Consider the following 24,381-nt stretch of genomic DNA (forward strand, 5'->3'; position numbering starts at 1 on the left):
GGGGTTATTCGGGCAGGTGGCGCGAGAGGCGAGCGGCGGCCTCCAGCGGAGGTCCGGGCAGGACCTCGATCTCGCGACCGTGTTCCATCTGCGACAGCTCGAGGGCGGCCGAGCCGGCGAGATAGCAGGGCGGGCCGGCCTGCTTGAGGATCGCCTCCACCCGCGGAAGCTCGGGGCTGCGCATCAGCTGCGAGGAGCCATGGATGATCATTGCCGGCGCGCGCAGGCGACGGATCAGCGTATCGAGGCCCTCGGGACTGGTGGCATCGAACAGGGGCAGGGTCTTCATGCCGCGGCGTGCGCAGGCGAGCTGCAGCAGCATGCCGCCAACCTGCTGGTGGCCGCCGCCCAGCACCAGGCAGGGGTAGGACGGCTCGTCGCAGGCCCGTGTGGCCGAGCGCAACTGATCGGCGAAGGCGGCGGTGGCCCAGGCGGCGAAGATGGCCAGGCGAACCTCGCCTTCGGCACTGTGGCGGGATTCCTCGCGCAGGCGGCGATAGACCTCCAGAAAGGCGCTTTCATGTACGCCGTCCCAGCCGTGCCGCATGACCAGCCGGGTGTAGATTCGATCCAGCTCGTCGGCATCCAGGTTGGCCACCGAGGCATACAGAGCCTCGGCGATCGGATCCATGGTGTGGGGGGCGATCCCGGGGCCGGGGCTGGCGCGGCGTTCGCTGGCGGCCTGGGGCCGGGTGCCATCGGCTTCGGGTGATTCGGCCCTGGCGGTGCCGTGTGCGGACTCGTCATTCAGTACGCGATGGACCTGCGAGACCGGGATGCCCTGTTCGAGCAGTTCCATGATCCGTTTGATGCGGGCGATGTCACTCAGGCTGTAGAGCCTGTGACCCTTGGGGGTGCGCATCGGCCGGATCAGCCCGTAGCGGCGCTCCCAGGCTCTCAGGGTGACGTCGTTGATCCCCGTCTCCGCGCACACGTGGCGGATCGGGTACAACCCTTCTTCGTCTTGAAGTTCGATGTGCGTCGCGCTCGCCATGAAATAATTGTACGACATTTGTACATCGCATGTACAAGGGGGGTGATGCACGATGCGATCCGCGTGATTCCGGGAAAGGGAATGAACCTTCCCTGTCTGCGCGTCCCAAAAGGGTAGCAACCTTTTCTAGATGCTGCTGGAGACCCGCATGTATGCAACCGTCGGAAACCGCTGGATCGGGATGTATGTCCCGTTGTTGCTTGTGGCACTGGCTGCACCCGGTGCGGTTCAAGCCAATCCGGAGATGGCCGACAGTGTGTCACCGTACCTGCGTCTGCATGTGGACGACCCGGTTGAGTGGCGCGCCTGGGATCCGGCGTTGCTGGAAAAGGCCAGGGAAGAACAACGCCCGCTGCTGATCTCCAGTGGCTACTACTCCTGCTTCTACTGTCACGTGATGCAGGAGGAGAGCTTCAAGGACGACGGTATTGCCGAACGGATGAACACGAACTTCATTCCGGTGAAGGTGGATCGCGAGGTCAATGGGGCGCTGGACAGCTATCTGCTGGAGTTCCAGCGTGCAACGGCCGGTAGTGCAGGTTGGCCGCTCAATGTGGTGGTGACCCCCGACGGTCATGCCCTGACGGGCGTGGTGTATGCCCCGCGTGACCAGTTCGCCGAATTCCTCGATGGCATCACCCAGCGCCTGGAGTCGGATTACGACCGACTGGTGGATCTCGCCCGGCGTGGGAGCGAGGAGCTCACCCAGCAACTGCGCAAGGGAGAGGAACCGCTTTCCGAGGGCCGCGCGGGCCGACTGCCGCAGGTCCTGTGGAGCCGCCTGGAGCGCGAGGCCGACGACCTTCAGGGTGGTTTCGGTAGTTCCACCAAGTTCCCCCATTCGCCCTACCTGCACGCGATGCTGGAGGCCGAGCAGGCCGGCACGGCCCCAGGCTGGGTTGTGGAGTTTCTCGAGATCACCCTGGACGAGATGGCCCACTCCGGTCTGCGTGACGTGCTGGGGGGCGGCTTCTTCCGCTACTCCGAATCACCGGACTGGAACGAGCCTCACTTCGAGGTAATGCTGGAGGATCAGGCACAGCTCGCACTGGTTTATCTGCGTGCCGGTGAATATTTCGGCCGCGAGGACTGGGTTGATCTGGGGCTCGAGAACCTCGATTTCGTCAAGCGGGACATGGCCCTGCGCGAGGACGAGACGGGTGACCAGGCGGAGGCTGCGGAGGGCGGTTTCCGCGGGTTTGCCTCCAGCCTGTCGGCCGTGGACGATCAGGGCCGCGAGGGCGGGGCCTACCTGTGGCCGGAAGAAGATCTGGAAGCCGCACTCGCGGACCACGAGTACCCGGAGTTGGTGCGTGCCTGGTTCGGCATGGAGGGCAGCTCGGTCTTTGATCTTGGCTACCTGCCGCGCAGTGGCGCGGGGATCGAGCAGCTTGCGGAGCGTTTCGACCTGGCAGGGGACGAGGTTCGCGAGCAGGTGGAGTCCGGCCGCGAGGCCCTGATCCAGGCGCGCGAGGCGCGCGGCCTGCCGCGTGACGAGAAGGTGCTGACCGGGGCGCACGGGCTGCTGCTGTCCGCCCTGGCGGAGGCGTCTGCGCACGATGCACGCTTCCTTGACGCGGGCGCGGCGGTTCAAGCCTGGTTGCTGGAGGTCGCCGCCGACCCGGCGGAGCTGCCGGCGCTGATGGGGCTGCCCGCCGAGCAGGCGGGCACCGCTACGCTCAACGATTACGCCTACGTCGCGCGCGGCCTGCGCGACTGGGAAGCGGCAACCGGCGAGGGTGAACATGGCCCGGCCCTGGCACTGCTGGAGGCGGCCTGGGAGCGCTTCCGCGATGGTGACGGCTTCCGTTCGGAGCCGGAGCCGCCGCTGCCGGGGATGATCTCTCAGCGTTTCCACCCGGCGGTGCACCGGCCGTCCCCGACGACCCTGATCTTCCGTCTCAGCGAGGAATGGGCCGAGGACAGCGAGACGGTGGATGCCGCCTTCGCGGACTACGACCTGCGCCCGGGCCGCGCGATCGATGCCGACCCGGAGCAGCATGCCCGCCTGATCCTTTGGCTGCAGGAACGCGACTAACGGGTGCCGTCTGAATCGGGGTTGTTCGCGTTGCCGCCGCAGGTCGGCGCGAACTACGCTGTGCATCCGAAGGCCATCCTGGCCGTGCATGCGGATACACTACGGACGACTCGCCCGGCGAATTGATCAGCGTCTCCGTAAGGTGAGGCCTGGTCGGCGCGGCGCCCGGGCCAGCAGGATGCCCTTGGGGTGCATGCCCACTTCCGCGAGCGTGGCCTGTCCGGGCTGCTGGCAACCGTCTACAGGCTGAATCCGCGTTGACTGCTCTCTGCCCTGAAGGACGAGAGATTCCCAATTCATCAAGAACTGCCCATGCCGCAATCACGACACAGGACTGACATTCTCTCCAAGGGCGAGCACCGCCAGCCCGGCGGCTTTGATATTGACCGCAGCGTTCACGTCGCGGTCGTGTTCGGTGCGGCATTCGGGGCAGGTCCAGGTGCGAACGGACAGCGGTAGTGCGTCGACCACATGGCCGCAGTGCGAACACCGTTTGCTCGACGGGTACCACTGGTCGATGGCGACCAGTTGCCGCCCGGCCCATTCGGCTTTGTACGCCAGTTGTCGGACGAACTCGCCCCAGCCCGCATCACTGATGGCCTTCGCCAGGTGCGGGTTGCGCAGCATGTTCTTCACCTTCAGGGATTCGACGCAGATTACTTGGTTATCGTTGACGATCTGGCGGGACTGCTTGTGCAAGCGGTCCATCCGGCAATCGGAGATTTTGGCGTGAAGTCGAGCCACCTTCTTTCGGGCTTTGGCACGGTTGCTGGAGCCGAGTTTCTTGCGGCTCAGTCGTCGTTGCGCCAAGGCCAGTCGGGCGGCGTATTTTGCCGTATGGCGGGGATTGCCGGTTCGATGCCCGTCGCTGGTGACGAACAGGTCCTTCAGTCCGAGATCGATGCCCACCATCTTCGGGGTGACGGGCGGCTTCTCGGGGTCGAACTCGCACAGGCAGCTCACGAAGTAGCGGCCGGCCGAGTCCATGGAGATGTTGATGCTGGTGGGTTCGGAGGGAAGCGCCCGACTCCACCGGATGTTCAAGGGCTCCCGGCACTTGGCCAGGAACAGTTGCCCCTCCCGATACTGAAATGCCGAACGGGTGAATTCGGCCGATTGCCGACCCCGCTTGCGCTTGAAATTCGGGTACCGGGCACGGCCCGCGAAGAAGTTTTTGAACGCGGCCTGCTGATGCCGGAGGCACTGCTGAAGCGGCACCGAACTGACCTCGTTAAGGAAGTTCGTTTCCTCGACCTTTTTCATCGCGGTCAGGTAGGCGCTGGCCTCGGTGTAGCCCATCTTCTTCTGGCGCTCAAAGAACGCATCCGTGCGGTAGCGCAGCACGGTGTTGTAGACCAGGCGCACACAACCGAACGTCCGCGCCAGAAGCACTTCCTGCTCCGGCGTTGGATAGAAACGATACTTGTAGGCGCGCTTCACCATGGCTTACATTTTATCAATTTATCTGTAAACTTTAAACACAAAGGGCGCGCTTCCTCCTCGGCCTGAACGCCGAGGTCTCCGCCCTGGGAAAATCGATGAACGAGAGCCCGTCTCTGCCCCCGAGCCACCCCTTGCGGGAGGCGATTCACGACGAGGTCCACGCGCGCTTCTACGAGCCGCTGGACGCACCTGCCAGGGCCTCGTGGCTGGCGCTTTTGTCGCCGCGCGACTCCATCGATCGTGAACGCGAACTGGTCGCCGAGCTCTGCCGTAGTTTCGGCAGAGAGGAACCGCCCCCGGAGAAGAACTTCTTCGCCTGCGATCTGGGGCCGTTTCGCTTGCGCTGGGAACGCCACAACGAGTTCTCCACCTGGTCATTCTTCGTGACCGGAGAAGCCTTCAGCGACCCGTTCGCCAACCCGGCGATCAACCGCGTGCCGGCCGACTGGCTGGGCGAGCTGCCAGGGAGCACCCTCGCCGCGATCCATCTGGCGCTGGAGTCGCGTGACATGCCGGAGCGGTCCTTCGAGCAGCTGGAAGCCGTATTCGCTCCGCACCCCATCGTCGGCAGCGGCGTTGCTGGCGGGGATGGCCTGGTGTGGACCGATTTTCGGGTCCACGACGACGGTTTCTCCCGCTTCCTGGTCCGCGATGTCGATCTCAACCGGCGTGAGGCCGGGCGTATCGCCCAGCGCCTGTTCGAGCTGGAGACCTACCGGTTGCTGGCCCTGCTGGCGCTCCCGCTGGTCCGCGAGTTGATGCCGGAACTCGACGAACTCGAGGGTCGGCTGAACGACATCAATGACGAGATGGCGGGGATCACCGAGCAGTTCGCCGCATCGGATCGCGAGCAGCAGTTGCTGGCGGTGCTCTCCGACCTTGCATCCGACGTCGAGCGCCTGAGCAGCTATGCCGGCAGCCGCTTCCACGCATCCCGCGCCTATGCCTCGCTGGTGGACAGAGGCGCTGAGGAACTGAGGACCAAGCGCATGCCGGGGCTGCAGACCCTGTGTGAATATTTAAGCTGGCGCATGGCTCCGGCCATGGGTACTTGCGCGTCGCAGGCGGAACGGCTGGAGGTACTGTCCACGCGCATCCACCGCACCGGATCGCTGTTGCGCACCCGGGTGGACGTGGCGCTGGAACGGCAGAACCGCGACCTGCTGAGCTCGATGAACCGGCGCGCCGACCTGCAGTTGCGCCTGCAGCGGACAGTGGAGGGGCTTTCGGTGGTGGTGATCAGCTACTACCTGACCAGCCTGGTGGCCTACCTGTTACGCGGGGTGGACGCGGCGGTCGCGTTGCCGCTGCCGGTGAACATTGCCATCGGGATGACGGTGCCGGTGGTGGTCGCCGGGGTGTGGTTTTCCCTGAGGCGGATGCGCGCGCGAATCGAGCGGAAGGCCGGGCGCGGGGCCTGACCCCCGGCACCCGGTGGGGCGCGGGCCCTTCAGGCGTCAGAGCGGGCGGTGGTGTCCTTTTCGGCCTTGTGCAGGCGCTGGAGCATGGCCTTGAGGACCTTCGGGTTGCCGGCGACGACGTCGCCGCGGCGCATCACGTCCGGGTTGCCCTGCCAGTCGCTGACCACGCCGCCGGCTTCCTGCACGAGGAGCAGGCCCGCGGCCATGTCCCAGGGCTGCAGGCCCATTTCCCAGAAGCCGTCAAAGCGCCCGCAGGCGACCCAGGCCAGGTCCAGTGCGGCGGACCCGGGCCGGCGGATGCCGGCGGTGCCCGGGATCAGGTGGCGCAGGCTGCTCAGGTAGCGCTCCAGGTCCTGGCCCTCGCGGAACGGGATGCCGGTGCCCAGCAGCGCGCCGTTCAGGTCCTTGCGTTCGGAGACGCGGATACGGCGACTGTTGAGGAAGGCGCCGGCGCCGCGCGTGGCGGTAAACAGCTCTTCCTTCAGCGGGTCGTAGACCACCGCCTGCTCCAGTCGGCCCTTGTGCTTCAGGGCGATGGAGATGCCGTACTGCGGGATCTCGCGCAGGTAGTTGGTGGTGCCGTCCAGCGGATCGATGATCCAGACGAAGTCGGCATCGCTGCCGCTGCCGCTTTGTTCACCGCCTTCCTCGGCCATGATCGAGTGGTCGGGATAGGCGCGGCGCAGGGTGTGCACGATGGCCTGTTCGGCGGACAGGTCGACATCCGACACCCAGTCGTTACGGGCCTTTTCGCGGGTGTTCATGCGATCCGGCCGGCCCCAGGCGCGGGTGGTGATGCGTCCGGCCTCGCGGGCCGCCGATACCGCCGTGTTCAGCATGGGGTGCATGGGGTGTCTCCTGGTGTTCTTCGGGGTGTCCGGCGGGCGCGCGCACGCGCCGCGGGAAGGCCGCGAACAATACACAAGCCGCTCTTTTTTGGGAAGTCGAGAGCCCCCCTGTGTACAATCCGCGAGCTTTGATGCGGGCATGGCAACGGAGACTCCACGAATGGAAGAACGCCTGAACCGGGTGCGCGTCGTGCTGGTGGGTACGACGCATCCGGGCAACATTGGGTCCGCCGCACGTGCGATGAAGGCCATGGGAGTGACGGATCTGGTGCTGGTGGCGCCGGAGCGGTTTCCGCATGCCGATGCCACGGCGCTGGCGTCCGGGGCGGATGACCTGCTGGCGCGGGCGCGCGTGGTCGAAGACGTGGCCGCCGCGGTCTCCGACTGCGTGTGGGTGGTGGGTACCAGTGCCCGGCTGCGCACCCACTCGGTACCGGTGCTGGGCCCGGACGTGGCGGCCGGGCAGGCGCTGGAGAACGCGGCCCTGGGACCGGTGGCCCTGGTTTTCGGACGTGAACACAGTGGTCTGACCAACACCGAGCTGGATTATTGCAACGCGTTTGTGCAGATCCCGACGGTGCCGGATTTCAGCTCCCTGAACCTGGCCGGCAGCGTGCAGGTAATGACCTACGCGCTCCGCATGGCGGCCCTGACCGGAATGGATCCCGGGCAGGCGAGTGCGGCAGGGGAGGCACGCGACCCGCTCGCGACCCAAGACGAGATGGAGGGTCTGTTCCGTCATTTCGAGCAGGCCCTGACGACCATCGAGGTGCTCGACCCGGACAATCCGCGCAATCTGATGCGGCGCTTGCGGCACCTCTATATGCGCGCCGGACTGACCGGCAGCGAGGTGCGCATGCTGCGCGGTATATTGACGCACACGGAAAAGGGCCGCTGAGGGCGCCGGAAACCGGCGTGATAACCTAGCGGATGACTCGGGAATTGAGGCCGGCCCATGTTTGACAGGATGCGCGAGGACATTCGCTGCGTGTTTGACCGTGATCCGGCGGCACGCAACGCCTTCGAGGTGCTGACCGCATACCCCGGCCTGCATGCGCTGTGGTATCACCGCCTCGCGCACTGGTTGTGGAACCACCGGATGCGCTGGCTGGGGCGCGTGATCGCGAACTTCAGCCGCTGGGTGACCGGCATCGAGATCCATCCGGGGGCGACCCTCGGCCGACGGTTCTTTATCGATCATGGCATGGGGGTGGTGATCGGCGAGACCGCCGAGGTCGGCGACGACTGCACGATCTACCACCAGGTGACCCTGGGCGGCACCACCTGGGAAGGCGGCAAGCGCCACCCGACGCTTGGCAACGAGGTGGTGATCGGTGCGGGTGCCAAATTGCTGGGCCCGATCCATGTGGGCGACCACGCGCGCATCGGCTCCAACGCAGTGGTGCTGAAGGATGTTCCGGCGGAGGCGACCGCGGTCGGCATCCCCGCCCGGGTGCTCGGCCCGCGGCCCGAGCCCGATCCGCGCTTCCAGCAGATGGCGGACCGCATGGGCTTCGATGCCTACGGCCTCTCGCGGGACATGCCGGATCCGGTGGCCAACGCGATCCACCGCATCGTGCAGCGCGTACACGACCTGGACGAGCGCATGGAACGGGCCTGCCAGGCGCTCAAGCGCGCCGGTATCGATCCGGGCGAGGCCCTGGGCGAGGACGATTCGGGCCCGCTGGAGGCCTGCGATCTGGAAGGTCTGGAGCCGGACGAGTGCGAGGTTCCGCCGAACGTGGCGCCCCAACAAGAACGTAAACAGCAAGGGAATACTTGATCGTTTTGCTCGGGTATTGCTAAGCTTGCCGGCAAATGACTGACAAGTGCACTCAACCATGAAACTGACGACCAAAGGCCGGTACGCCGTCACCGCCATGCTCGATGTGGCGATGCACACCCGCAACGGGCCGGTATCCCTGGCCGAAGTGGCGCGGCGGCAGAAGCTTTCGCTGTCCTATCTGGAGCAGCTTTTTTCCAGGCTGCGCCGCAAGGGGCTGGTGAACAGCAGTCGCGGGCCGGGCGGGGGCTATGCCCTCAGCCGTGAACCGGAGGGGATCAGCGTGGCCGATATCGTGGTGGCGGTGGACGAGCCGGTGGACGTCACCCGCTGCGGCGGCAAGGCCAACTGCAATTCGGATTCGCGCTGCCTGACGCACGACCTGTGGACCGATCTGAGTCAGCAGGTCTATGACTTCCTCAGCACCCGCTCGCTGGCGGATGTACTGCAGCGCCATCGGGAACAAATGGAAAAAGACGGCGTGCAGGAGGTCGTGATGCACGGCGCCCCTCTGCAAGCCTCGACCGGAAAAAGCCATGCGACCGCCAAAGCGGCCGCGGAAAGGAGCTAACGCGCAATGAGTGACCTGAAACTGCCGATCTACCTCGATTATTCCTCGACCACGCCGGTCGACGAGCGTGTGGCCGAAAAGATGGCCGGCTGCCTGACCAAGGACGGCCTGTTCGGCAATCCCGCCTCGCGCAGCCACAGCTTTGGCTGGAGCGCGGAGAAGGCGGTGGAGAACGCTCGCGGCCAGGTCGCCGAGCTGGTGGGCGCCGATCCCAAGGAAATCATCTGGACCTCCGGTGCGACCGAGGCCGATAACCTGGCGATCAAGGGTGCCGCGCACTTCTACCAGCGCAAGGGCAAGCACATCATCACCGTGAAGACCGAGCACAAGGCCGTGCTCGACACCACGCGTCAGCTGGAGCGCGAGGGCTTCGGGGTCACGTACCTGGGTGTGAAGGAAAACGGCCTGATCGACCTGCAGGAGCTGCAAGACGCGATGCGTGACGACACCATCGTGGTCTCGGTGATGCACGTGAACAACGAGATCGGCGTCATCCAGGACATCGAGGCGATCGGCAACCTTTGCCGTGAGCGCGGGATCGTGTTCCATGTGGACGCGGCCCAGTCGACCGGGAAGGTCGCAGTCGACCTGTCCAACCTGCCGGTGGACCTGATGAGCTTCTCTGCGCACAAGACCTACGGTCCGAAGGGCATCGGCGCGCTGTTCGTGCGCCGCAAGCCGCGCGTGCGGATCGAGGCGCAGATGCACGGCGGCGGCCACGAGCGTGGCATGCGCTCCGGCACGCTGGCACCGCACCAGATTGTCGGCATGGGTGAGGCCTTTGCGCTTGCCGGTGCCGAGATGGGCCCCGAGCTGGAGCGCATCCGCATGCTGCGCGACCGTCTGTGGACGGGTCTCGACGGCATGGAAGAGGTCTATCTGAACGGCGATCAGGAACAGCGCGTGGCGCACAACCTGAACGTGTCCTTCAACTTCGTCGAGGGCGAGAGCCTGATCATGGCGCTGCGCGACATCGCCGTGTCCTCCGGCTCGGCCTGTACCTCGGCGAGTCTGGAACCGTCCTACGTCCTGCGTGCCCTGGGCCGCAACGACGAGCTGGCCCACAGCTCCATCCGCTTTTCCATCGGTCGCTATACGACGGTGGAAGAGGTCGACCACACGGTCAAGATTGTGCGCGCCGCGGTCGCCAAGCTGCGCGAACTCTCGCCACTGTGGGAGATGTACCAGGACGGCGTCGATCTGAGCACCGTCGAGTGGGCGGCCCACTAGGGGTCCGCTCGACACCACTAACGCAACGCGTACACACGCAACAGGAGAACGGTCATGGCTTACAGTGACAAGGTTCTGGACCACTACGAAAATCCGCGCAACGTCGGCAGCTTCGACAAGAACGACGACACGGTCGGCACCGGCATGGTCGGTGCCCCGGCCTGCGGCGACGTGATGAAGCTGCAGATCAAGGTCAATGACGACGGCATCATCGAGGACGCCAAGTTCAAGACCTACGGTTGCGGTTCGGCGATCGCTTCCAGCTCGCTGCTCACCGAATGGGTGCGTGGCAAGACCCTGGAAGAAGCCAGCCAGATCAAGAACACCCAGATCGCCGAGGAACTGGCGCTGCCGCCGGTGAAGATCCACTGCTCGGTGCTGGCCGAGGACGCAATCAAGGCGGCCGTGTCCAACTACCAGGAGCGCCACGGCGAGGCCGCGGAAGCCGAGAAGAAGTCTGCCTGAGGGTGCTATGTCGATTACAGTGACCGAACCCGCAGCCGAAAGGATCCACAACTTCCTCGACAAGAGAGGCAAGGGCGTGGGCGTGCGGCTGGCTGTCAGGACGACCGGCTGCTCCGGCATGGCCTACGTGGTGGAGTTTGCCGACGATATCGAGGATACCGATACGGTGTTCGAGGATCGCGGCGTGAAGCTGGTGGTGAATCCGAAGTCCCTCGTGTACCTCGATGGCACCGAGCTGGATTTCGGCAAGGAAGGCCTGAACGAAGGGTTCAAGTTCAATAATCCGAACGAGAAGGCCCGATGTGGCTGTGGTGAAAGCTTCAGTATCTGACTGACGATCGCATCCGGGGTGGTGCATGGCGGCCGATTGCTGGTCGTCGTCCCACCCCTTTTCTTTTGTCAGTGCGTCGCCAGTGCTTCTTGAGGCCGAGAGTTGATGAACGACCCATTCGAGCAGTTCGATCTGCCGGTCGCCTTCGAGGTGGACCGGCAACAGCTGGACGAGCGCTTTCGCCGCCTGCAGGCAGAGTTGCATCCGGACCGCTTCGTGCGCCAGGGCGACCAGGCCCGGCGCATGGCGGCGGCGGTGGCGGCCGACGTGAACGAGGCCTACGCGATCCTAGGGGATGACTACCGCCGTGCGCTGCACCTGCTGGAGCGCACGGGCGTGGCGTTCGACCCGGAACGCGATACCAGCCAGAACATCGAGTTCATCGAGGCGCAGATCGAGTGGCGCGAACGCATGGAAGAGGCCGCGGCGGCCAGGGATGGTGCCGCGCTGGAGGCCGCCGGCGAAGAGCTGGAGCAGGCCCGGGCCGAGGCACGGGCAAAGGTCGCGGATGCCCTGAAGGACCCGGCGGCCCCGGCGCCCGAGGCCAAGGACCGAGTGCTGGAATTGCGCTTTTTCGACCGCTTGCTGGACGAATTGAAACGAACCCGACAGAACCTGGCGCGCGGTTGATCCGCGGCCATGTGAAGGAGCCGAACACCCGATGGCGTTATTGCAGATCACCGAACCCGGAGCCGAGTCCGCGCCGCATCAGCGCCACCTCGCGGCCGGGATCGACCTCGGCACGACCCATTCGCTGGTCGCCACGGTGCGTAGTGGCGAGGCGGATACCCTGCCGGACGAGCAGGGCCGGCATATCCTGCCGTCGGTGGTCCACTACGCCGCGGATGGGGTGAGCGTGGGGTATGCGGCCGCGGAGCACGCGGCGGATGATCCGCACAACACCATCGCCTCGGTTAAGCGCCTGATCGGACGCGGCGCGGCGGATGTCGCGCGCCTATCGGGTGAGCTGCCGTTCCGCCTCAAGACCGGCGAGTCCAGCGTGCCGCGGATCGAGACGGCCGCGGGTGACAAGACCGCCGTCGAGGTGTCCGCCGATATCCTTCACACCCTGCGCCAACGGGCCGAAGCGACCCTGGGCGACGAACTCGAGGGCGTGGTGATCACCGTGCCCGCGTACTTTGATGATGCCCAGCGCCAGGCCACGCGCGATGCCGCGCAATTGGCGGGGCTGAACGTTTTTCGCCTGATCAGTGAACCGACTGCCGCAGCGGTGGCTTACGGGCTGGATCAGGGCGAGGAGAGCACCATCGCGGTTTACGACCTGGGCGGTGGGACCTTCGACATCTCCATACTGCAGCTGCGCCGCGGTGTGTTCGAGGTGCTGGCGACCGGTGGCGACTCGGCCCTGGGCGGCGATGACATTGACCGCACCATCGCCGACTGGCTCTTGAACCAGGCCGGGATGGGCGGAGAGAACGACCCGCAGCGTCTGCGTCGGGTGTTGCTGGCCGCGCGCCAGGCGAAGGAGACCCTGACCGATGCCGCGAGTACTGCCGTCGAGGTTGTACGCGCGGACGGCTCCACCTGGTCCGGCGCGTTGCATCGCGAAACCCTCGTGGGGCTGGCTCGTCCATTGCTGGATCGCACCATGAAGGCCTGCCAGCAGGTCCTCGAGGATGCCGGCCTGGAGACGGGTGCGATTGACGAGGTCGTGCTGGTGGGTGGCTCCACCCGTATGCCTGCGGTGCGCGAGGCGGTGGAAGGGTTTTTCGGTCGGGTCCCGCATGCCGGGATCGATCCGGACCGCGTCGTGGCGATTGGCGCCGCGCAGCAGGCCGACATCCTGGCCGGCAACAAGCCGGATACGGAACTGCTGCTGCTGGACGTGATCCCGCTGTCCCTGGGCCTGGAAACGATGGGGGGACTGGTCGAGTTCATCGTCCCGCGCAACACCACCATCCCGGTCTCGCGGGCCCAGGAGTTCACCACCTTCAAGGATGGCCAGACGGCGATGTCCCTGCATGTGGTGCAGGGCGAGCGCGACGTGGTGGACGCCAACCGCTCGCTGGCCCAGTTCACCCTGTCCGGCATCCCGCCGATGGTCGCTGGCGCGGCGCGCATCCGGGTGACGTTCCAGGTGGATGCCGATGGGTTGTTGAACGTGACCGCGCGCGAACAGACCCAGGGCGTGGAGGCGCATATCGAGGTCAAGCCGAGCTATGGGCTGACCGATTCCGAGATCGAGCAGATGCTGCGCGACTCGGCATCGTCCGCGCGCGAGGATATGGAGGCCCGCCGCCTGCGCGAAGAACAGGTGGAGGCCGACCGCGTGCTGGAGGCGATCGACGCCGCGCTGCAGACCGATGGTGATCGCTACCTGGAGCCGGAGGAGCGCCAGACCATAGAACAGGCGCGCGATGCCCTGCGCGCCGAACGCGAGAAGGGCGACGACCCGGACGCGATCGAGGCCGCGCGCAAGCGCGTCGAGCAGGCCTCCGAGGCCTTCGTCGCGCGGCGAATGAATGACAGCATCCGGCGGGCACTCGCCGGTCACAACGTTAGCGAATACGACGCAGGGAACTGAGAACATGCCCCAGGTAATCTTTCTACCCCACGAGGAAATCTGCCCCGAAGGCGCCTCCCTCGAGGCCCCTTCGGGCATCAGCATCTGTGATCTTGCACTGCAAAACGGCATCGAGATCGAGCACGCCTGCGAGAAGTCCTGCGCCTGCACGACCTGTCATGTCTATGTGCGTGAAGGCCTCGACAGCCTGGGTGAGGCCACCGAGGACGAAGAAGACATGCTCGACAAGGCCTGGGGGCTGGAGCCGGACTCGCGCCTTTCCTGTCAGGCCGTTGTGGCCGACCGCGATCTCGTGGTGGAACTGCCGAAGTACACCATTAACCAGGTCTCCGAGAACCACTGAGCGAGGGATAGGCGATGAAGTGGACTGAAACCCAGGAAATTGCGATCCAGCTGGCCGATGAGCACCCGGACGTCGATCCGCGCCATATCAACTTCGTGGATCTGCGCCAGTGGGTGATGAACCTGCCGGAATTCGACGACGACCCCGAGCGCTCGGGAGAACGCGTCCTCGAGGCGATCCAGCTTGCCTGGATGGACGAGGCCGACGTCGACGACTGACGGGTTTTTGGATCGACCGCGAAGCACACGAAGAAGGGCCAGACCCTTTTTCGCCACAGAGAGCACAGAGGACTCCGGGACGGGCAAGGGGCTGAAACGTCTACCCGATGCCAGGATAGCTCACCGATGCGAAGTGGTATCCCGGCCTGTGCTTCTGTGCCGTCCCTCGACCTTCTGCATGTCTGCGTGCGCTTCGTGGTGAATCAAGGCCGGTGACGTTGCTGCAGGGGCGTCAGGTCGCTAGACTACGCGCCGCACGTTGCGTCCGCGTCTTTTTTGCGTTGGGAACCCGCCGTTCGGCGGGTTCTCGCGTTTGCAGCCGGGCCCAGCGACCGATATTCAATCCAAGTACCAGGAGAGCCGCCCCATGGCCGTTGAACGCACCCTTTCCATCATCAAGCCTGACGCCGTTGCCAAGAATGCCATCGGCGACATCATCAGCCGTTTCGAAAAGGCCGGCCTGAAGGTCGTTGGCGCGCGCATGATGCACCTGAGCCGCGAGCAGGCCGAAGGCTTCTACGACGTGCACAAGGAACGCCCGTTCTTCAACGATCTGGTCGAGTTCATGATCTCCGGCCCGGCGCTGGTGCAGGTCCTGGAAGGCGAGGACGCCATTGCCAAGAACCGCGACATCATGGGTGCGACCAACCCGAAGGAAGCGGCTCCGGGCACCATCCGCGCCGACTTCGCTGTCTCCATCGACGAGAACGCCGTGCACGGCTCCGATGCCCCGGAAACCGCCGAGCGCGAGATCGCGTTCTTCTTCGGTGACGACGGCGTCTGCCCGCGTACCCGATAAGAGCTCCGCAGGCACTGCGGGGCCCGGCTGCACCGCGCAGCGGGCCCCGTAGGCAGGCATCCCTTCGGCACAGTACACTAGGGGACTTGAGCCAACCGGTCCCTGTTATGGCACACACATCCTCCACCCCCCTGAATCTCTTGGGCTACAGCCACCAACAGCTCGTCGAGCTGCTGGCGCAGTGGGGTGAACCGCGTTTTCGTGCCACCCAGCTGATCAAGTGGATTCATCAGCGCGGGGTCACCGACTTCGAACAGATGACCGACGTGTCGCGCAAGCTGCGCGATCGTCTGGAGCGCGAGACCGAGATCCGCGTTCCCGAGATCGGTCTGGAAAAGGCCTCCTCCGACGGTACCGTCAAGTGGGTGCTGCGGCTCCCCGACGGCAATGCCATCGAGACCGTCTTCATCCCCGAGGGTGGGCGCGGGACGCTGTGCATCTCCTCCCAGGTCGGCTGTGCGCTCGACTGCACCTTCTGCTCCACGGCCCAGCAGGGCTTCAACCGCAATCTCACCAGTGCCGAGATCATCGGTCAGGTGTGGCTGGCCATGCAGCGCCTCCCGGCGCCGGACGGCCGCAAACGCGCAGTCAGCAACGTGGTCCTGATGGGTATGGGCGAGCCGCTGGCCAATTTCGATGCGGTGGTCCCGTCCTGTCAGTTGATGACCGACGACAATGCCTACGGTCTCAGCCGGCGCCGTGTGACCCTTTCGACCTCCGGCCTGGTTCCAGCCCTCGATCGTCTGAGCGCACATACCGATGTCGCCTTGGCCGTCAGCCTGCATGCGCCCAATGACGCGTTGCGCGACCGTCTGGTGCCGATCAACCGCAAGTACCCGCTCGCCGAGCTACTGGACAGTTGCCGCCGCTACGTGGAGGCAACCGATGCCCACAGTGGCGTGACGTTCGAATACGTCCTGCTGGCCGGCGTCAACGACCAGCCCGAGCACGCCAACGAGCTCGCCGGGCTGTTGCGGGGTATTCCCGGCAAGATCAACCTGATCCCGTTCAACCCGTTCCCGGGGGCTCCGTTCGAACGCCCGTCGGAGGCCACCGTCCTGGCCTTTGAGCGGCGCCTGCAGAAGGCCGGCTACGTGACCACCGTCCGGCGCACCCGGGGCGACGACATCGATGCCGCCTGCGGGCAGTTGGTGGGGCAGGTCGAGGATCGAACCAATCGTGGCATGCGCATGTTCCGCCTGCATGCCGAGTTGCCACAGACGGATCGGAGGGCTTCATGACTGGACGCGCGGGTTTGCGCATCGCCGGGGTTCTGACCCTGGCGCTGCTGCTGGGTGGCTGTGCCGCCACGGCCGACCGACCGGTCTCCGGCGAACGCGAGGATGCCGCCGAGGTGCATGCCGAACTGGGCATCGGCTATCTGCGCGAGGGCGAGTTCGAGCAGGCCGAGCGCAACCTGCGGCGGGCGCTGGACTATGACCCCGGCTATGTCCTCGCCAATATCGGTATGGCAGCGATCTACGAGCGCAAGGACCAGCTGGACCGTGCCGAGGAACACTATCGCCGCGCCCTGCGCCGCGACGAGGACAACCCCTTTGCGCAGACCAATCTGGGCGCATTGCTTTGCGCCCGCGAGGACTTCGACGAGGCTCAGGAGCTGTTCGCCAAGGCGATCAAGAATCCGGATTACGATCGCCGCGACATCGCCCACATGAACTCCGGCGTCTGTCACGCGGACGCGGGCGATGCCGAGGAGGCCGAGCGGCAGTTGCGCCGGGCGCTGGAACTCAATCCGCAGTATCCCCGCGCGCTTCTGGAAATGGCGCGGCTGACTTATCAGGACGACCGGCCGATGCAGACGCGGGCCTTCCTGCAGCGATTGGACAGCCAGGGGGTCGAGAATGCCGAGACGCTGCTGCTGTGCTATCAGGCCGAAAGCGCGCTGGGCAACAGCCGCGCGGCCAACGCGTGTGCCGAGCGCCTGAGCCGCCATCACCCGGACAGCGACGAGATGGCCGAGCTGCGCCGGCTGGAGCGTGAAGGGTGAGCGATCCACGCGACAAGGAACCGGGCCTCGGGCGGGTCGAGGATGTCGATGATTCAACGAACAACGTCGCCTCCCTGCGCACCGAGGGTTCGGACCCCGATCCGGAGCCGTCCTTCTCCGCCGCGCATGGTCTGACGACCCGGGACCACCCGGAGGCATCCGGACCGGAGGCGCCCCGCGGTGAGGACGAGCCCGGCGCCAGTCTGCGGCGGGCGCGTGAGGCAGCCGGTCTGGACACCGCGACTCTGGCCAGCCGCATCCACCTCGGGCGCGGCACCCTGGAAGACCTGGAGGCCAATCGCTTCCATCACATGCCGCCGGCGTACGTGCGCGGCTATCTGCGCTCCTGCGCTCGCGAGCTGGGCGTGGCCGCGGACCCGTGGATTCAGTCCTTCGAGAGCCACGGGATGGTCGACCCCGAACTCCGGGCCGTCGCAACGCCCTCCGCGCGCGACCGTCAGCGTCGGCGCGGCCGCGGTATTTACTGGCCCGCCTTGCTGCTGGCCGTGATCCTGCTTGGGCTTGGGGTCTATGCCTGGAGCGAGCGCACGGACACGCCCGGGTGGCCGTCACTGAACCTGGGCGAGGCGCGGGATGCCGTCCCGAGCCTCGCCGATTTCCAGCCCCCGGACGACGCCGAAGGGCGGAGCCCGTCGATTGCCGGGAGCACTGATCCGGAGCCCGTCACGCCCGCGCCGGAGGCCCTCCCGGAGGGCACCCAGCCGGAGCCGGCGGGTGCCGAGGGATCGGCCGGTGCCCCGGAAGCATCCTCGGAATCCACCGTGCTGGCTGAGGCCCTGACCGAACGCCTGGCCGTGCCGGAAGAGCCGGTCACGCCAGAGCCCCCCGTGCGGGCCGAAAGCGCAGCCCCTCTGGATGCTTCCCCGGTGATCGAGACTTCCGGTGAAGGTTCGGTGGCGGGTGAGGGCGCGCAACTGGTGCTGGAATTTGGCGAGACCTCCTGGGTGGAGATCCGCGATGCCGCCGATGAGGTGGTTTTGACCGGCGTGCTCAGCTCGGGTGACCGCGAGGAGATTCGCCTGGATCTGCCTGGCCGGGTGATCCTGGGCAACGCGTCCGGGGTCTCGCTGACGCTGGATGGCGAGCCGGTAGACGTCGAGACGCATATCCGGAGCGACCGCACCGCGCGCTTCGATCTGGAAGGCTGAGACCGGGTCTTTCCGGCAGGCCATCACGTACAAACAAAAAGACACCATGAAAGCGATCAAGTCGATCCGCGGGATGCATGACATCCTGCCCGAGTCCATTCATGTCTGGCAGCATCTGGAAGCCACCCTGCGCGAGGTTGTGGAGGCCTACGGCTACCACGAGGTCCGCATGCCGATCGTGGAGTCGACCGAGCTGTTCAAGCGCTCCATCGGCGACGTCACGGATATTGTCGAGAAGGAGATGTACACCTTCGACGACCGCAATGGCGACAGCCTGAGCCTGCGCCCGGAAGGCACCGCGAGTTGCGTGCGCGCGGGGATCCAGCACGGGCTGCTGCACAACCAGGTGCAGCGACTGTGGTACCTGGGGCCGATGTTCCGCCATGAGCGCCCGCAGAAGGGGCGCTATCGCCAGTTCCACCAGGTTGGGGTCGAGGTGTTCGGCCTGCCGGGGCCGGATGTCGACGCCGAGATGCTCGCGATGACCGCACGGCTGTGGCGCATGCTCGGGCTCTCGAACGTGCGCCTGGAGCTGAACACGCTGGGGACCCCGGAAAGCCGGCAGCGTTATCGCGACCACCTGATCGCCTATTTCGAGCAGCATCGTGACGCCCTCGACGAGGAGGCGCAGCGCCGGCTCTATGACAACCCGATGCGCATCCTCGACAGCAAGCATCCCGATACCCGCGAGGTGGTCGCGCAGGCCCCCAGCCTGATGGATGATCTGGACGCTGAGTCGCGTACCCATTTCGACGGCTTGTGCGCGCATCTGGATGCGCTGGGCATCGCGTACGAGCACAACCCGCGCCTGGTGCGTGGGCTCGATTACTATACGCATACAGTATTCGAGTGGATCACCGAGGATCTCGGTGCCCAGGGTACGGTCTGCGCCGGCGGGCGCTACGACGGCCTGGTCGAACAGCTCGGTGGCCGTGGCACCCCGGCGATCGGGATGGCAATGGGCCTGGAGCGGCTGGTTGCGCTGCTGGAGGCGCGCGAGGACGCCCCGGCAGCGCCGGGTCCGGATGCCTACCTGATCGTCGGCGGCGACGAACTGGTCGGCCCGGCACTGCAACTGGCGGACCAGCTGCGGGGCGAATTGCCGGGGCTGCGACTGGTCCAGCACTGTGGTGGCGGCAGCTTCAAGTCGCAGATGAAACGTGCCGATCGTCTGGGGGCGCACTATGCCCTGGTGCTCGGTAGTGACGAGCATGCCGCGGGCACCGTCACGGTGAAGCCGTTAAGATCGCAGGGCGGCGAGCAGGTGGCCGTCGACCGTGCCGCTCTCGCCGACCATCTGCGCACGGCTCTGCAAGAGCGCTCGTAGTCAACGCAAGGATAGAGAACACGATGAGTTATCTCACCGACGAAGAAAAAGCCGAACGCATCAAGCAGTGGTGGGCGAACAACGGCATGGCGATTGTGGCTGGCCTGGTTCTGGGGGTCGGCGGCCTGTTCGGTTGGAACTGGTGGAGCGATCGCGAGGAATCGCGCGCCCAGGTAGCCTCCGAGATGTATCAGGCCCTGCAGGTCGCCGGTCAGACCGGCCAGACCGATCGCGCGCTGGAACTGGCCGACGCGGTGATCGAACAGGGACGGGGTACGCCCTACCGCGCGCTTGCCTGGGTCTACCGGGCCGATGTGGCGATCGCGCAGGACGACACCGATACCGCGATCGACGCGCTGCAGGTTGCGCGCGACGCGGCCCCCGATCGCGGGTATCGCGAGGTGCTGACGCTGCGTCTTGCGCGCCAGATGATCTTGGCCGAGCGCCTGGATGACGCCGAGGCGACCCTGGCGGACGTTCGCAGCGATGCCTTCACGGGGCTGAAGCGCGAGCTCGAAGGGGATCTGGCCCGCGCCCGTGGCGATCGCGAGCGGGCCCGCGAGCATTACGAGGCTGCACTGGACGCGGGGCACAGTCCCGAGTACCTGCGTCTGAAATACGAAGAACTTTCCGTCTAGAGGACCCGTCGCCTGATGTCTGTGCCTTCCCTTGCGAGTCCGGTCGTGCGCCTGCTGATTGCCAGCGCGCTGATCCTGTCCCTGAGCGCCTGCGGTCTGTGGTCGCGCGATACCACGGAGCCGCCGGCGGACCTGCCGGAGTTCGAGGCCGAAGCGCAGCCGGAGCGGCTGTGGTCGCGCTCGGTGGGCAGCGGTGGCGAGCGCTTCCTGTGGCAGGTCTATCCCGGAATCACCGACGACCTGGTCGTGATGAGCGACGCCACCGGGCGGGTCTCCGGTCTGAATCCCGACGGTGGCAGCCAGCGCTGGCAGGTGCGCCTGGATGATGCCCGGGTCTCCGCGGGGGTCGGCGTCGGTGACGGCCTCGCCGTGGTCGGCACGCTGGACGGCTACGCCATCGGCGTGGATCTGGACGGCGATGGCGAACGCTGGCGTGCGGCGCTCTCCAGCGAGGTACTGGCAGTCTCGGATGTGTCTGGCGGGCTGGTCATCGTGCGTACCAACGACGGCCGCATCCATGCCCTGGACGCCGACTCGGGCGCCACCCAGTGGACCGCGCTGCGCACCACGCCCTCGCTGAGCCTGCGCGGGGCCCAGCGCCCGCAGATCACCTCCGGCCGTGTGCTGGCCGGGTTCGACAACGGCCGCCTGCTGATGCTGGGGCTCAACCGCGGCAACGTGCTGTGGGAGACCACCCTGGGGGTTCCCACCGGGCGCACGGAGGTCGAGCGCATGGTGGATCTGGACGGGCATATCCCGATGTATCGCGGCGCTGCCATTGCGGCCACCTACCAGGGAAGGCTCGCGGCGCTGGATCTCAACTCCGGCGAGATCTTCTGGGTCCGTGATTTTTCTTCCTATCAAGGCGGGGATGTGGATACGCGTTCCGATGTCCTGGTCGTGACCGATGCCGAGAGCCACCTGTGGGGCCTGGAGCCCCGCAGCGGTGGTGACCTGTGGCAGATGGATGGCCTGCGCCTGCGTGGTGTGACCGCGCCGGTGGTGGTCGGCCAGCACGCCATCGTCGGCGACTACGAGGGCTACCTGCACTGGATCGACGTCGAGGACGGGCGCATTGTCGCCCGGCTGCGCGCCAGTTCCGGTTCCGTGGTTACGCGTCCCACCCTGGTGAACGGCACGCTGTATGTCGTCACCGACAACGGGCAGCTGACGGCCGTGAATCCCTCAATCCGGGGTGACGAGTGAGCCACAGGTTTTCAGGACGCCGGGTTCTCCGCGCAGGGCGCAGCCGCAGATGATTCCGGTTATCGCCCTGATCGGTCGGCCGAATGTCGGCAAGTCCACATTGTTCAATCAGCTCACGCGCTCGCGCGATGCCCTGGTGGCGGACGTCGCCGGACTGACGCGTGATCGCCAGTACGGCATTGGCAAGGTCGGCGACTTTCCCTATCTGGTCGTGGACACCGGCGGGCTCTCGGGCGAGGGCGCGCAGATGGACCGGGCCATGGCCGAGCAGACCGAGCGCGCGGTGGCCGAAGCCGATCATGTGTTGTTCCTGGTGGATGCCCGTGACGGCCTGACGCCGCAGGATCAGGCGATTGCCGATCAGCTGCGTGGCGCCGGGGTAAAGGCGCGGGTCGTTGTGAACAAGACCGATGGTCTGGATGCCGATTCCGTCAGTGCCGAGTTCTACGCCCTCGGGCTGGGGCAGGTGACCTCCATTGCCGCAGCACACGGGCGCGGCGTACAGGGCCTGATGCAGGCGGTGCGCAAGGACGTGGCGGCCGCGCGCCGGGCGGCCAGTGAAGATGCCGGAGACGACGAGGCCGCCAGTGACGGCCTCGACGAAGCCTCGCAGCAGGCGGCGCTGGATGACTGGCCGGGCATTCGCGTCGCGATCGTCGGACGCCCCAACGTCGGCAAGTCGACTCTGGTGAATCGTATCCTGGGCGATGAGCGCGTGGTGGCCACGGAAGTGGCCGGTACGACCCGCGACAGCATCTTTGTCCCGTTCGAGCGCGACGGTCAGGAGTACACCCTGATCGATACCGCCGGTGTACGCCGCCGTGGCCGGGTCCACGAGGTGATCGAGAAATTCAGCGTCATCAAGACGCTGCAGGCGATCGAGTCCGCCCACGTGGTGGTCCTGGTGGTGGACGCCCATGCCGGGCTGTCGGATCAGGACTCCCACCTGCTGGGGATGGTCATCGAGGCCGGACGCTCGCTGGTGCTGGCCGTGAACAAGTGGGACGGCCTGGACGACCACGCGCGCGAGCGCATCCGCGACGAGCTGGACCGGCGCCTGGGGTTTGTCGATTTTGCCCGCATGCGCCTGATCTCGGCCTTGCACGGCACCAATGTCGGGCACCTGCTGGACGACGTGTGCGAGGCCCACGCCAGCGCCTTCCGCAAGACCTCCACGCCGGAGCTCACGCGCCTGCTGGAGGCCGCGGTGGCGGAGCATGCGCCGCCGATGATCAGCGGCCGGCGCATCAAGCTGCGCTACGCGCACCAGGGGGGGCAGAACCCGCCGGTGATCGTGATCCACGGCAATCAGACCGACGCGCTTGCCGGGAGCTACAAGCGTTACCTGGAAAACTTCTTCCGCAAGCAGCTCAAGCTGGTCGGGACACCGTTGCGGCTCGAATTCCGCTCCGGGCGTAACCCCTACGCGGGCCGACGCAACAAGCTCACGCCGAGGCAGCAGTACAAGCGCAAGCGTCTGATGCGGCACGTGCGCCGCTGATCGCGCCGGTGGTCCCGGGGCATCCCGCCAATCCGATGCGTGACCCGGCGCTGTCCGGCTTCGCCGAGGTAGTGGAGCCGTTTCGGGTGATGGATATCCTGGCACGGGCCCAGGCGGCCGAGCGCTCCGGGCGCGACATCATCCACCTGGAGGTAGGGGAGCCGGACTTCCCGACGCCGCCCGCGGTAATCGCGGCCGGTCGCGCCGCGCTGGCGGAGGGGGATACCCGCTACACCCCTGCGCACGGGACCCAGGCCCTGCGCGAGGCGCTCTCCGCCGACTACCGGCGACGCCATGGGGCCGAGGTCGATCCGGAACGCATCGTGATCACCGCGGGTGCCTCCGCAGCCATCCTGCTGGCGCTGGCGGCGGGGGTGAATCCGGGCGAGGAAGTCCTGCTGCCGGACCCCGGCTATGCCTGCAACCGCCAGTTCGTCGCCGCGCGTGGGGCGACCCCCGTGGGCTTGCCCGTCCAGGCCGAACATGCCTTCCAGCCGACCGCCGAGTCGATTGCCGCCGCGTGGGGCGCCAATACCCGGGCGGTGCTGCTCGGGTCGCCGGCGAACCCGACCGGGACCTGCCTGTCGCGTGATCGGCTGGCTGCGATCGTCGAGGTCGTGCGCGAGCGGGGAGGCCTGGTGATCATGGACGAGATCTACGCCCAGATCGTCTTCGATACCCCGGAGCCCAGTGCCGCGGCCGGCTTCCCGGATGTGGTGGTGATCAACTCGTTCTCCAAGTACTTCGCCATGACCGGATGGCGCCTGGGCTGGATGGTGGTGCCGGAAGCCTGGGTGGACCCGGTACGGCGTCTGGCGCAGAACCTCTTCGTGGCCCCGGGCACTGTGGCGCAGGCCGCCGCACTCGCGGCTTTCGCCCCCGAAACCGAGGCCCTGCTGCAGTCCCAGGTCCAGGAACTAAAGGCGCGCCGGGATGTGCTACTGGACGCGTTGCCCAGGCTCGGCCTGGAAGTGCAGGCACGCCCGGAGGGGGCGTTCTATGTCTGGACCGACTGTCGGGCGCATGGAGTGGATTCCGAGGCCCTTTGTGCCCGAATCCTGGACGAGACGGGGGTGGCCCTGACTCCGGGGACGGACTTCAGCCCCACCCGCGGTCGTGATTATGTGCGCATTGCCTACACTCAGTCCGAGTCCCGCCTGCGCGAGGCGCTGGAGCGCCTGCAAACCGTGTTCGCCCGCGGGTGACACGGCTCTCGCGGTTCCGGGACCATCGCACTGTAGACATCATGGATTGACCTGCCCGACCTCGAGAGCGTGGGTTATGTTTTCGGGGTTGGGATAACCACCTTCAACACAGAGCCATTATCGAGGGGGCAGGTCATGAATGAGTTTATCGCGGAAGGGGTGAAGGATGCAGGCCCGGTGACGGGGCAGGCCGGGGTGAAGCGAGTGCTCGAGCAAGCGAGCAACGTCTACGGTGCCTACATCGGGCTGGACGTGCATAAGGAGACGATTGCGGTGGCGGTGGCCGAGTGCGGTCGTG

The 24,381-nt window shown here is 66.3% G+C and carries 24 protein-coding genes; 21 read left to right on the forward strand and 3 right to left on the reverse strand.

Annotated elements, in window-relative coordinates; all coding sequences use genetic code 11:
- Positions 1 to 4: 4 nt before the first annotated feature.
- Positions 5 to 1,012 carry a MerR family transcriptional regulator gene (locus F618_RS0107930; RefSeq protein WP_019568243.1) on the reverse strand — a complete coding sequence of 336 codons (1,008 nt, stop codon included), beginning with the start codon at positions 1,010 to 1,012 and terminating at the stop codon, positions 5 to 7.
- 130 nt (positions 1,013 to 1,142) lie between these two features.
- Here F618_RS0107930 and F618_RS0107935 point away from each other — a divergent pair, with 130 nt between their 5' ends.
- Positions 1,143 to 3,032, forward strand: coding sequence for a thioredoxin domain-containing protein (locus tag F618_RS0107935; RefSeq protein ID WP_026331188.1), 1,890 nt, complete (start codon positions 1,143 to 1,145; stop codon positions 3,030 to 3,032).
- A 321-nt stretch (positions 3,033 to 3,353) separates the two neighbouring features.
- Here F618_RS0107935 and F618_RS0107940 read toward each other — a convergent pair whose 3' ends face one another.
- Entirely contained in the window at positions 3,354 to 4,475 is a 1,122-nt protein-coding gene (locus tag F618_RS0107940; RefSeq protein ID WP_019563140.1) for an RNA-guided endonuclease TnpB family protein, read from the reverse strand.
- A 95-nt stretch (positions 4,476 to 4,570) separates the two neighbouring features.
- On the opposite strand from F618_RS0107940, the gene F618_RS0107945 reads away from it, so the two are divergent.
- Positions 4,571 to 5,896, forward strand: coding sequence for a DUF3422 family protein (locus F618_RS0107945; protein WP_026331189.1), 1,326 nt, complete (start codon positions 4,571 to 4,573; stop codon positions 5,894 to 5,896).
- Positions 5,897 to 5,925: 29 nt separating this feature from the next.
- Here F618_RS0107945 and F618_RS0107950 read toward each other — a convergent pair whose 3' ends face one another.
- Positions 5,926 to 6,744, reverse strand: coding sequence for an inositol monophosphatase family protein (locus F618_RS0107950; RefSeq protein ID WP_018650325.1), 819 nt, complete (start codon positions 6,742 to 6,744; stop codon positions 5,926 to 5,928).
- 160 nt (positions 6,745 to 6,904) lie between these two features.
- On the opposite strand from F618_RS0107950, the gene F618_RS0107955 reads away from it, so the two are divergent.
- From F618_RS0107955 to F618_RS0108045, 19 genes are all read left to right on the forward strand, one after another.
- Entirely contained in the window at positions 6,905 to 7,642 is a 738-nt protein-coding gene (locus tag F618_RS0107955; RefSeq protein ID WP_019568246.1) for an RNA methyltransferase, read from the forward strand.
- A 57-nt stretch (positions 7,643 to 7,699) separates the two neighbouring features.
- Positions 7,700 to 8,527, forward strand: a complete 828-nt coding sequence (gene cysE / locus F618_RS0107960; protein ID WP_019568247.1) for a serine O-acetyltransferase — start codon at positions 7,700 to 7,702, stop codon at positions 8,525 to 8,527.
- Positions 8,528 to 8,585: 58 nt separating this feature from the next.
- Positions 8,586 to 9,098: an Rrf2 family transcriptional regulator gene (locus F618_RS0107965; RefSeq protein WP_018145989.1), complete on the forward strand. Its 513-nt coding sequence runs from the start codon at positions 8,586 to 8,588 to the stop codon at positions 9,096 to 9,098.
- A 6-nt stretch (positions 9,099 to 9,104) separates the two neighbouring features.
- On the forward strand, positions 9,105 to 10,328 hold the full coding sequence (locus F618_RS0107970) for an IscS subfamily cysteine desulfurase (RefSeq protein WP_019568248.1): 1,224 nt from the start codon (positions 9,105 to 9,107) through the stop codon (positions 10,326 to 10,328).
- A 54-nt stretch (positions 10,329 to 10,382) separates the two neighbouring features.
- Positions 10,383 to 10,793 carry a Fe-S cluster assembly scaffold IscU gene (gene iscU, locus F618_RS0107975; RefSeq protein WP_018145987.1) on the forward strand — a complete coding sequence of 137 codons (411 nt, stop codon included), beginning with the start codon at positions 10,383 to 10,385 and terminating at the stop codon, positions 10,791 to 10,793.
- A 7-nt stretch (positions 10,794 to 10,800) separates the two neighbouring features.
- Positions 10,801 to 11,124 carry an iron-sulfur cluster assembly protein IscA gene (gene iscA, locus F618_RS0107980; RefSeq protein WP_018939093.1) on the forward strand — a complete coding sequence of 108 codons (324 nt, stop codon included), beginning with the start codon at positions 10,801 to 10,803 and terminating at the stop codon, positions 11,122 to 11,124.
- A 105-nt stretch (positions 11,125 to 11,229) separates the two neighbouring features.
- On the forward strand, positions 11,230 to 11,754 hold the full coding sequence (gene hscB / locus F618_RS0107985; RefSeq protein WP_018145985.1) for a Fe-S protein assembly co-chaperone HscB: 525 nt from the start codon (positions 11,230 to 11,232) through the stop codon (positions 11,752 to 11,754).
- Between the two features lie 31 nt (positions 11,755 to 11,785).
- Entirely contained in the window at positions 11,786 to 13,669 is a 1,884-nt protein-coding gene (gene hscA / locus F618_RS0107990) for a Fe-S protein assembly chaperone HscA (RefSeq protein ID WP_019568249.1), read from the forward strand.
- Between the two features lie 4 nt (positions 13,670 to 13,673).
- On the forward strand, positions 13,674 to 14,012 hold the full coding sequence (fdx, locus tag F618_RS0107995; protein WP_018145983.1) for an ISC system 2Fe-2S type ferredoxin: 339 nt from the start codon (positions 13,674 to 13,676) through the stop codon (positions 14,010 to 14,012).
- A 14-nt stretch (positions 14,013 to 14,026) separates the two neighbouring features.
- Positions 14,027 to 14,230: a Fe-S cluster assembly protein IscX gene (iscX, locus tag F618_RS0108000; RefSeq protein ID WP_018145982.1), complete on the forward strand. Its 204-nt coding sequence runs from the start codon at positions 14,027 to 14,029 to the stop codon at positions 14,228 to 14,230.
- Between the two features lie 367 nt (positions 14,231 to 14,597).
- The gene (gene ndk / locus F618_RS0108005; RefSeq protein ID WP_018145981.1) at positions 14,598 to 15,029 is read left to right on the forward strand and encodes a nucleoside-diphosphate kinase; all 432 of its coding nucleotides are present in this window, start codon (positions 14,598 to 14,600) and stop codon (positions 15,027 to 15,029) included.
- Between the two features lie 107 nt (positions 15,030 to 15,136).
- Complete coding sequence (locus F618_RS0108010) at positions 15,137 to 16,270, forward strand: bifunctional tRNA (adenosine(37)-C2)-methyltransferase TrmG/ribosomal RNA large subunit methyltransferase RlmN (protein WP_018145980.1); 1,134 nt, start codon at positions 15,137 to 15,139, stop codon at positions 16,268 to 16,270.
- Positions 16,267 to 17,037: a type IV pilus biogenesis/stability protein PilW gene (gene pilW / locus F618_RS0108015; RefSeq protein WP_018169508.1), complete on the forward strand. Its 771-nt coding sequence runs from the start codon at positions 16,267 to 16,269 to the stop codon at positions 17,035 to 17,037. Before F618_RS0108010 ends, pilW begins: the two co-directional genes overlap by 4 nt.
- Positions 17,034 to 18,206 (forward strand): helix-turn-helix domain-containing protein, encoded by a 1,173-nt coding sequence (locus tag F618_RS0108020; RefSeq protein ID WP_019568250.1) that lies wholly within the window; start codon positions 17,034 to 17,036, stop codon positions 18,204 to 18,206. Before pilW ends, F618_RS0108020 begins: the two co-directional genes overlap by 4 nt.
- Positions 18,207 to 18,252: 46 nt before the next feature.
- On the forward strand, positions 18,253 to 19,533 hold the full coding sequence (gene hisS, locus F618_RS0108025) for a histidine--tRNA ligase (RefSeq protein WP_026331190.1): 1,281 nt from the start codon (positions 18,253 to 18,255) through the stop codon (positions 19,531 to 19,533).
- A 23-nt stretch (positions 19,534 to 19,556) separates the two neighbouring features.
- Positions 19,557 to 20,171 carry a tetratricopeptide repeat protein gene (locus tag F618_RS0108030; RefSeq protein ID WP_019568252.1) on the forward strand — a complete coding sequence of 205 codons (615 nt, stop codon included), beginning with the start codon at positions 19,557 to 19,559 and terminating at the stop codon, positions 20,169 to 20,171.
- Between the two features lie 45 nt (positions 20,172 to 20,216).
- Positions 20,217 to 21,377, forward strand: coding sequence for an outer membrane protein assembly factor BamB (gene bamB / locus F618_RS0108035; RefSeq protein WP_019563132.1), 1,161 nt, complete (start codon positions 20,217 to 20,219; stop codon positions 21,375 to 21,377).
- A gap of 49 nt (positions 21,378 to 21,426) precedes the next feature.
- Complete coding sequence (der, locus tag F618_RS0108040; protein ID WP_019568253.1) at positions 21,427 to 22,878, forward strand: ribosome biogenesis GTPase Der; 1,452 nt, start codon at positions 21,427 to 21,429, stop codon at positions 22,876 to 22,878.
- 35 nt (positions 22,879 to 22,913) lie between these two features.
- Positions 22,914 to 24,083, forward strand: a complete 1,170-nt coding sequence (locus F618_RS0108045; protein ID WP_019568254.1) for an aminotransferase class I/II-fold pyridoxal phosphate-dependent enzyme — start codon at positions 22,914 to 22,916, stop codon at positions 24,081 to 24,083.
- The last annotated feature ends 298 nt before the right edge of the window (positions 24,084 to 24,381 follow it).

This window comes from Thioalkalivibrio sp. ALMg13-2, from assembly GCF_000381185.1.
In the GTDB taxonomy this organism is placed as follows: Bacteria; Pseudomonadota; Gammaproteobacteria; order Ectothiorhodospirales; family Ectothiorhodospiraceae; genus Thioalkalivibrio; species Thioalkalivibrio versutus.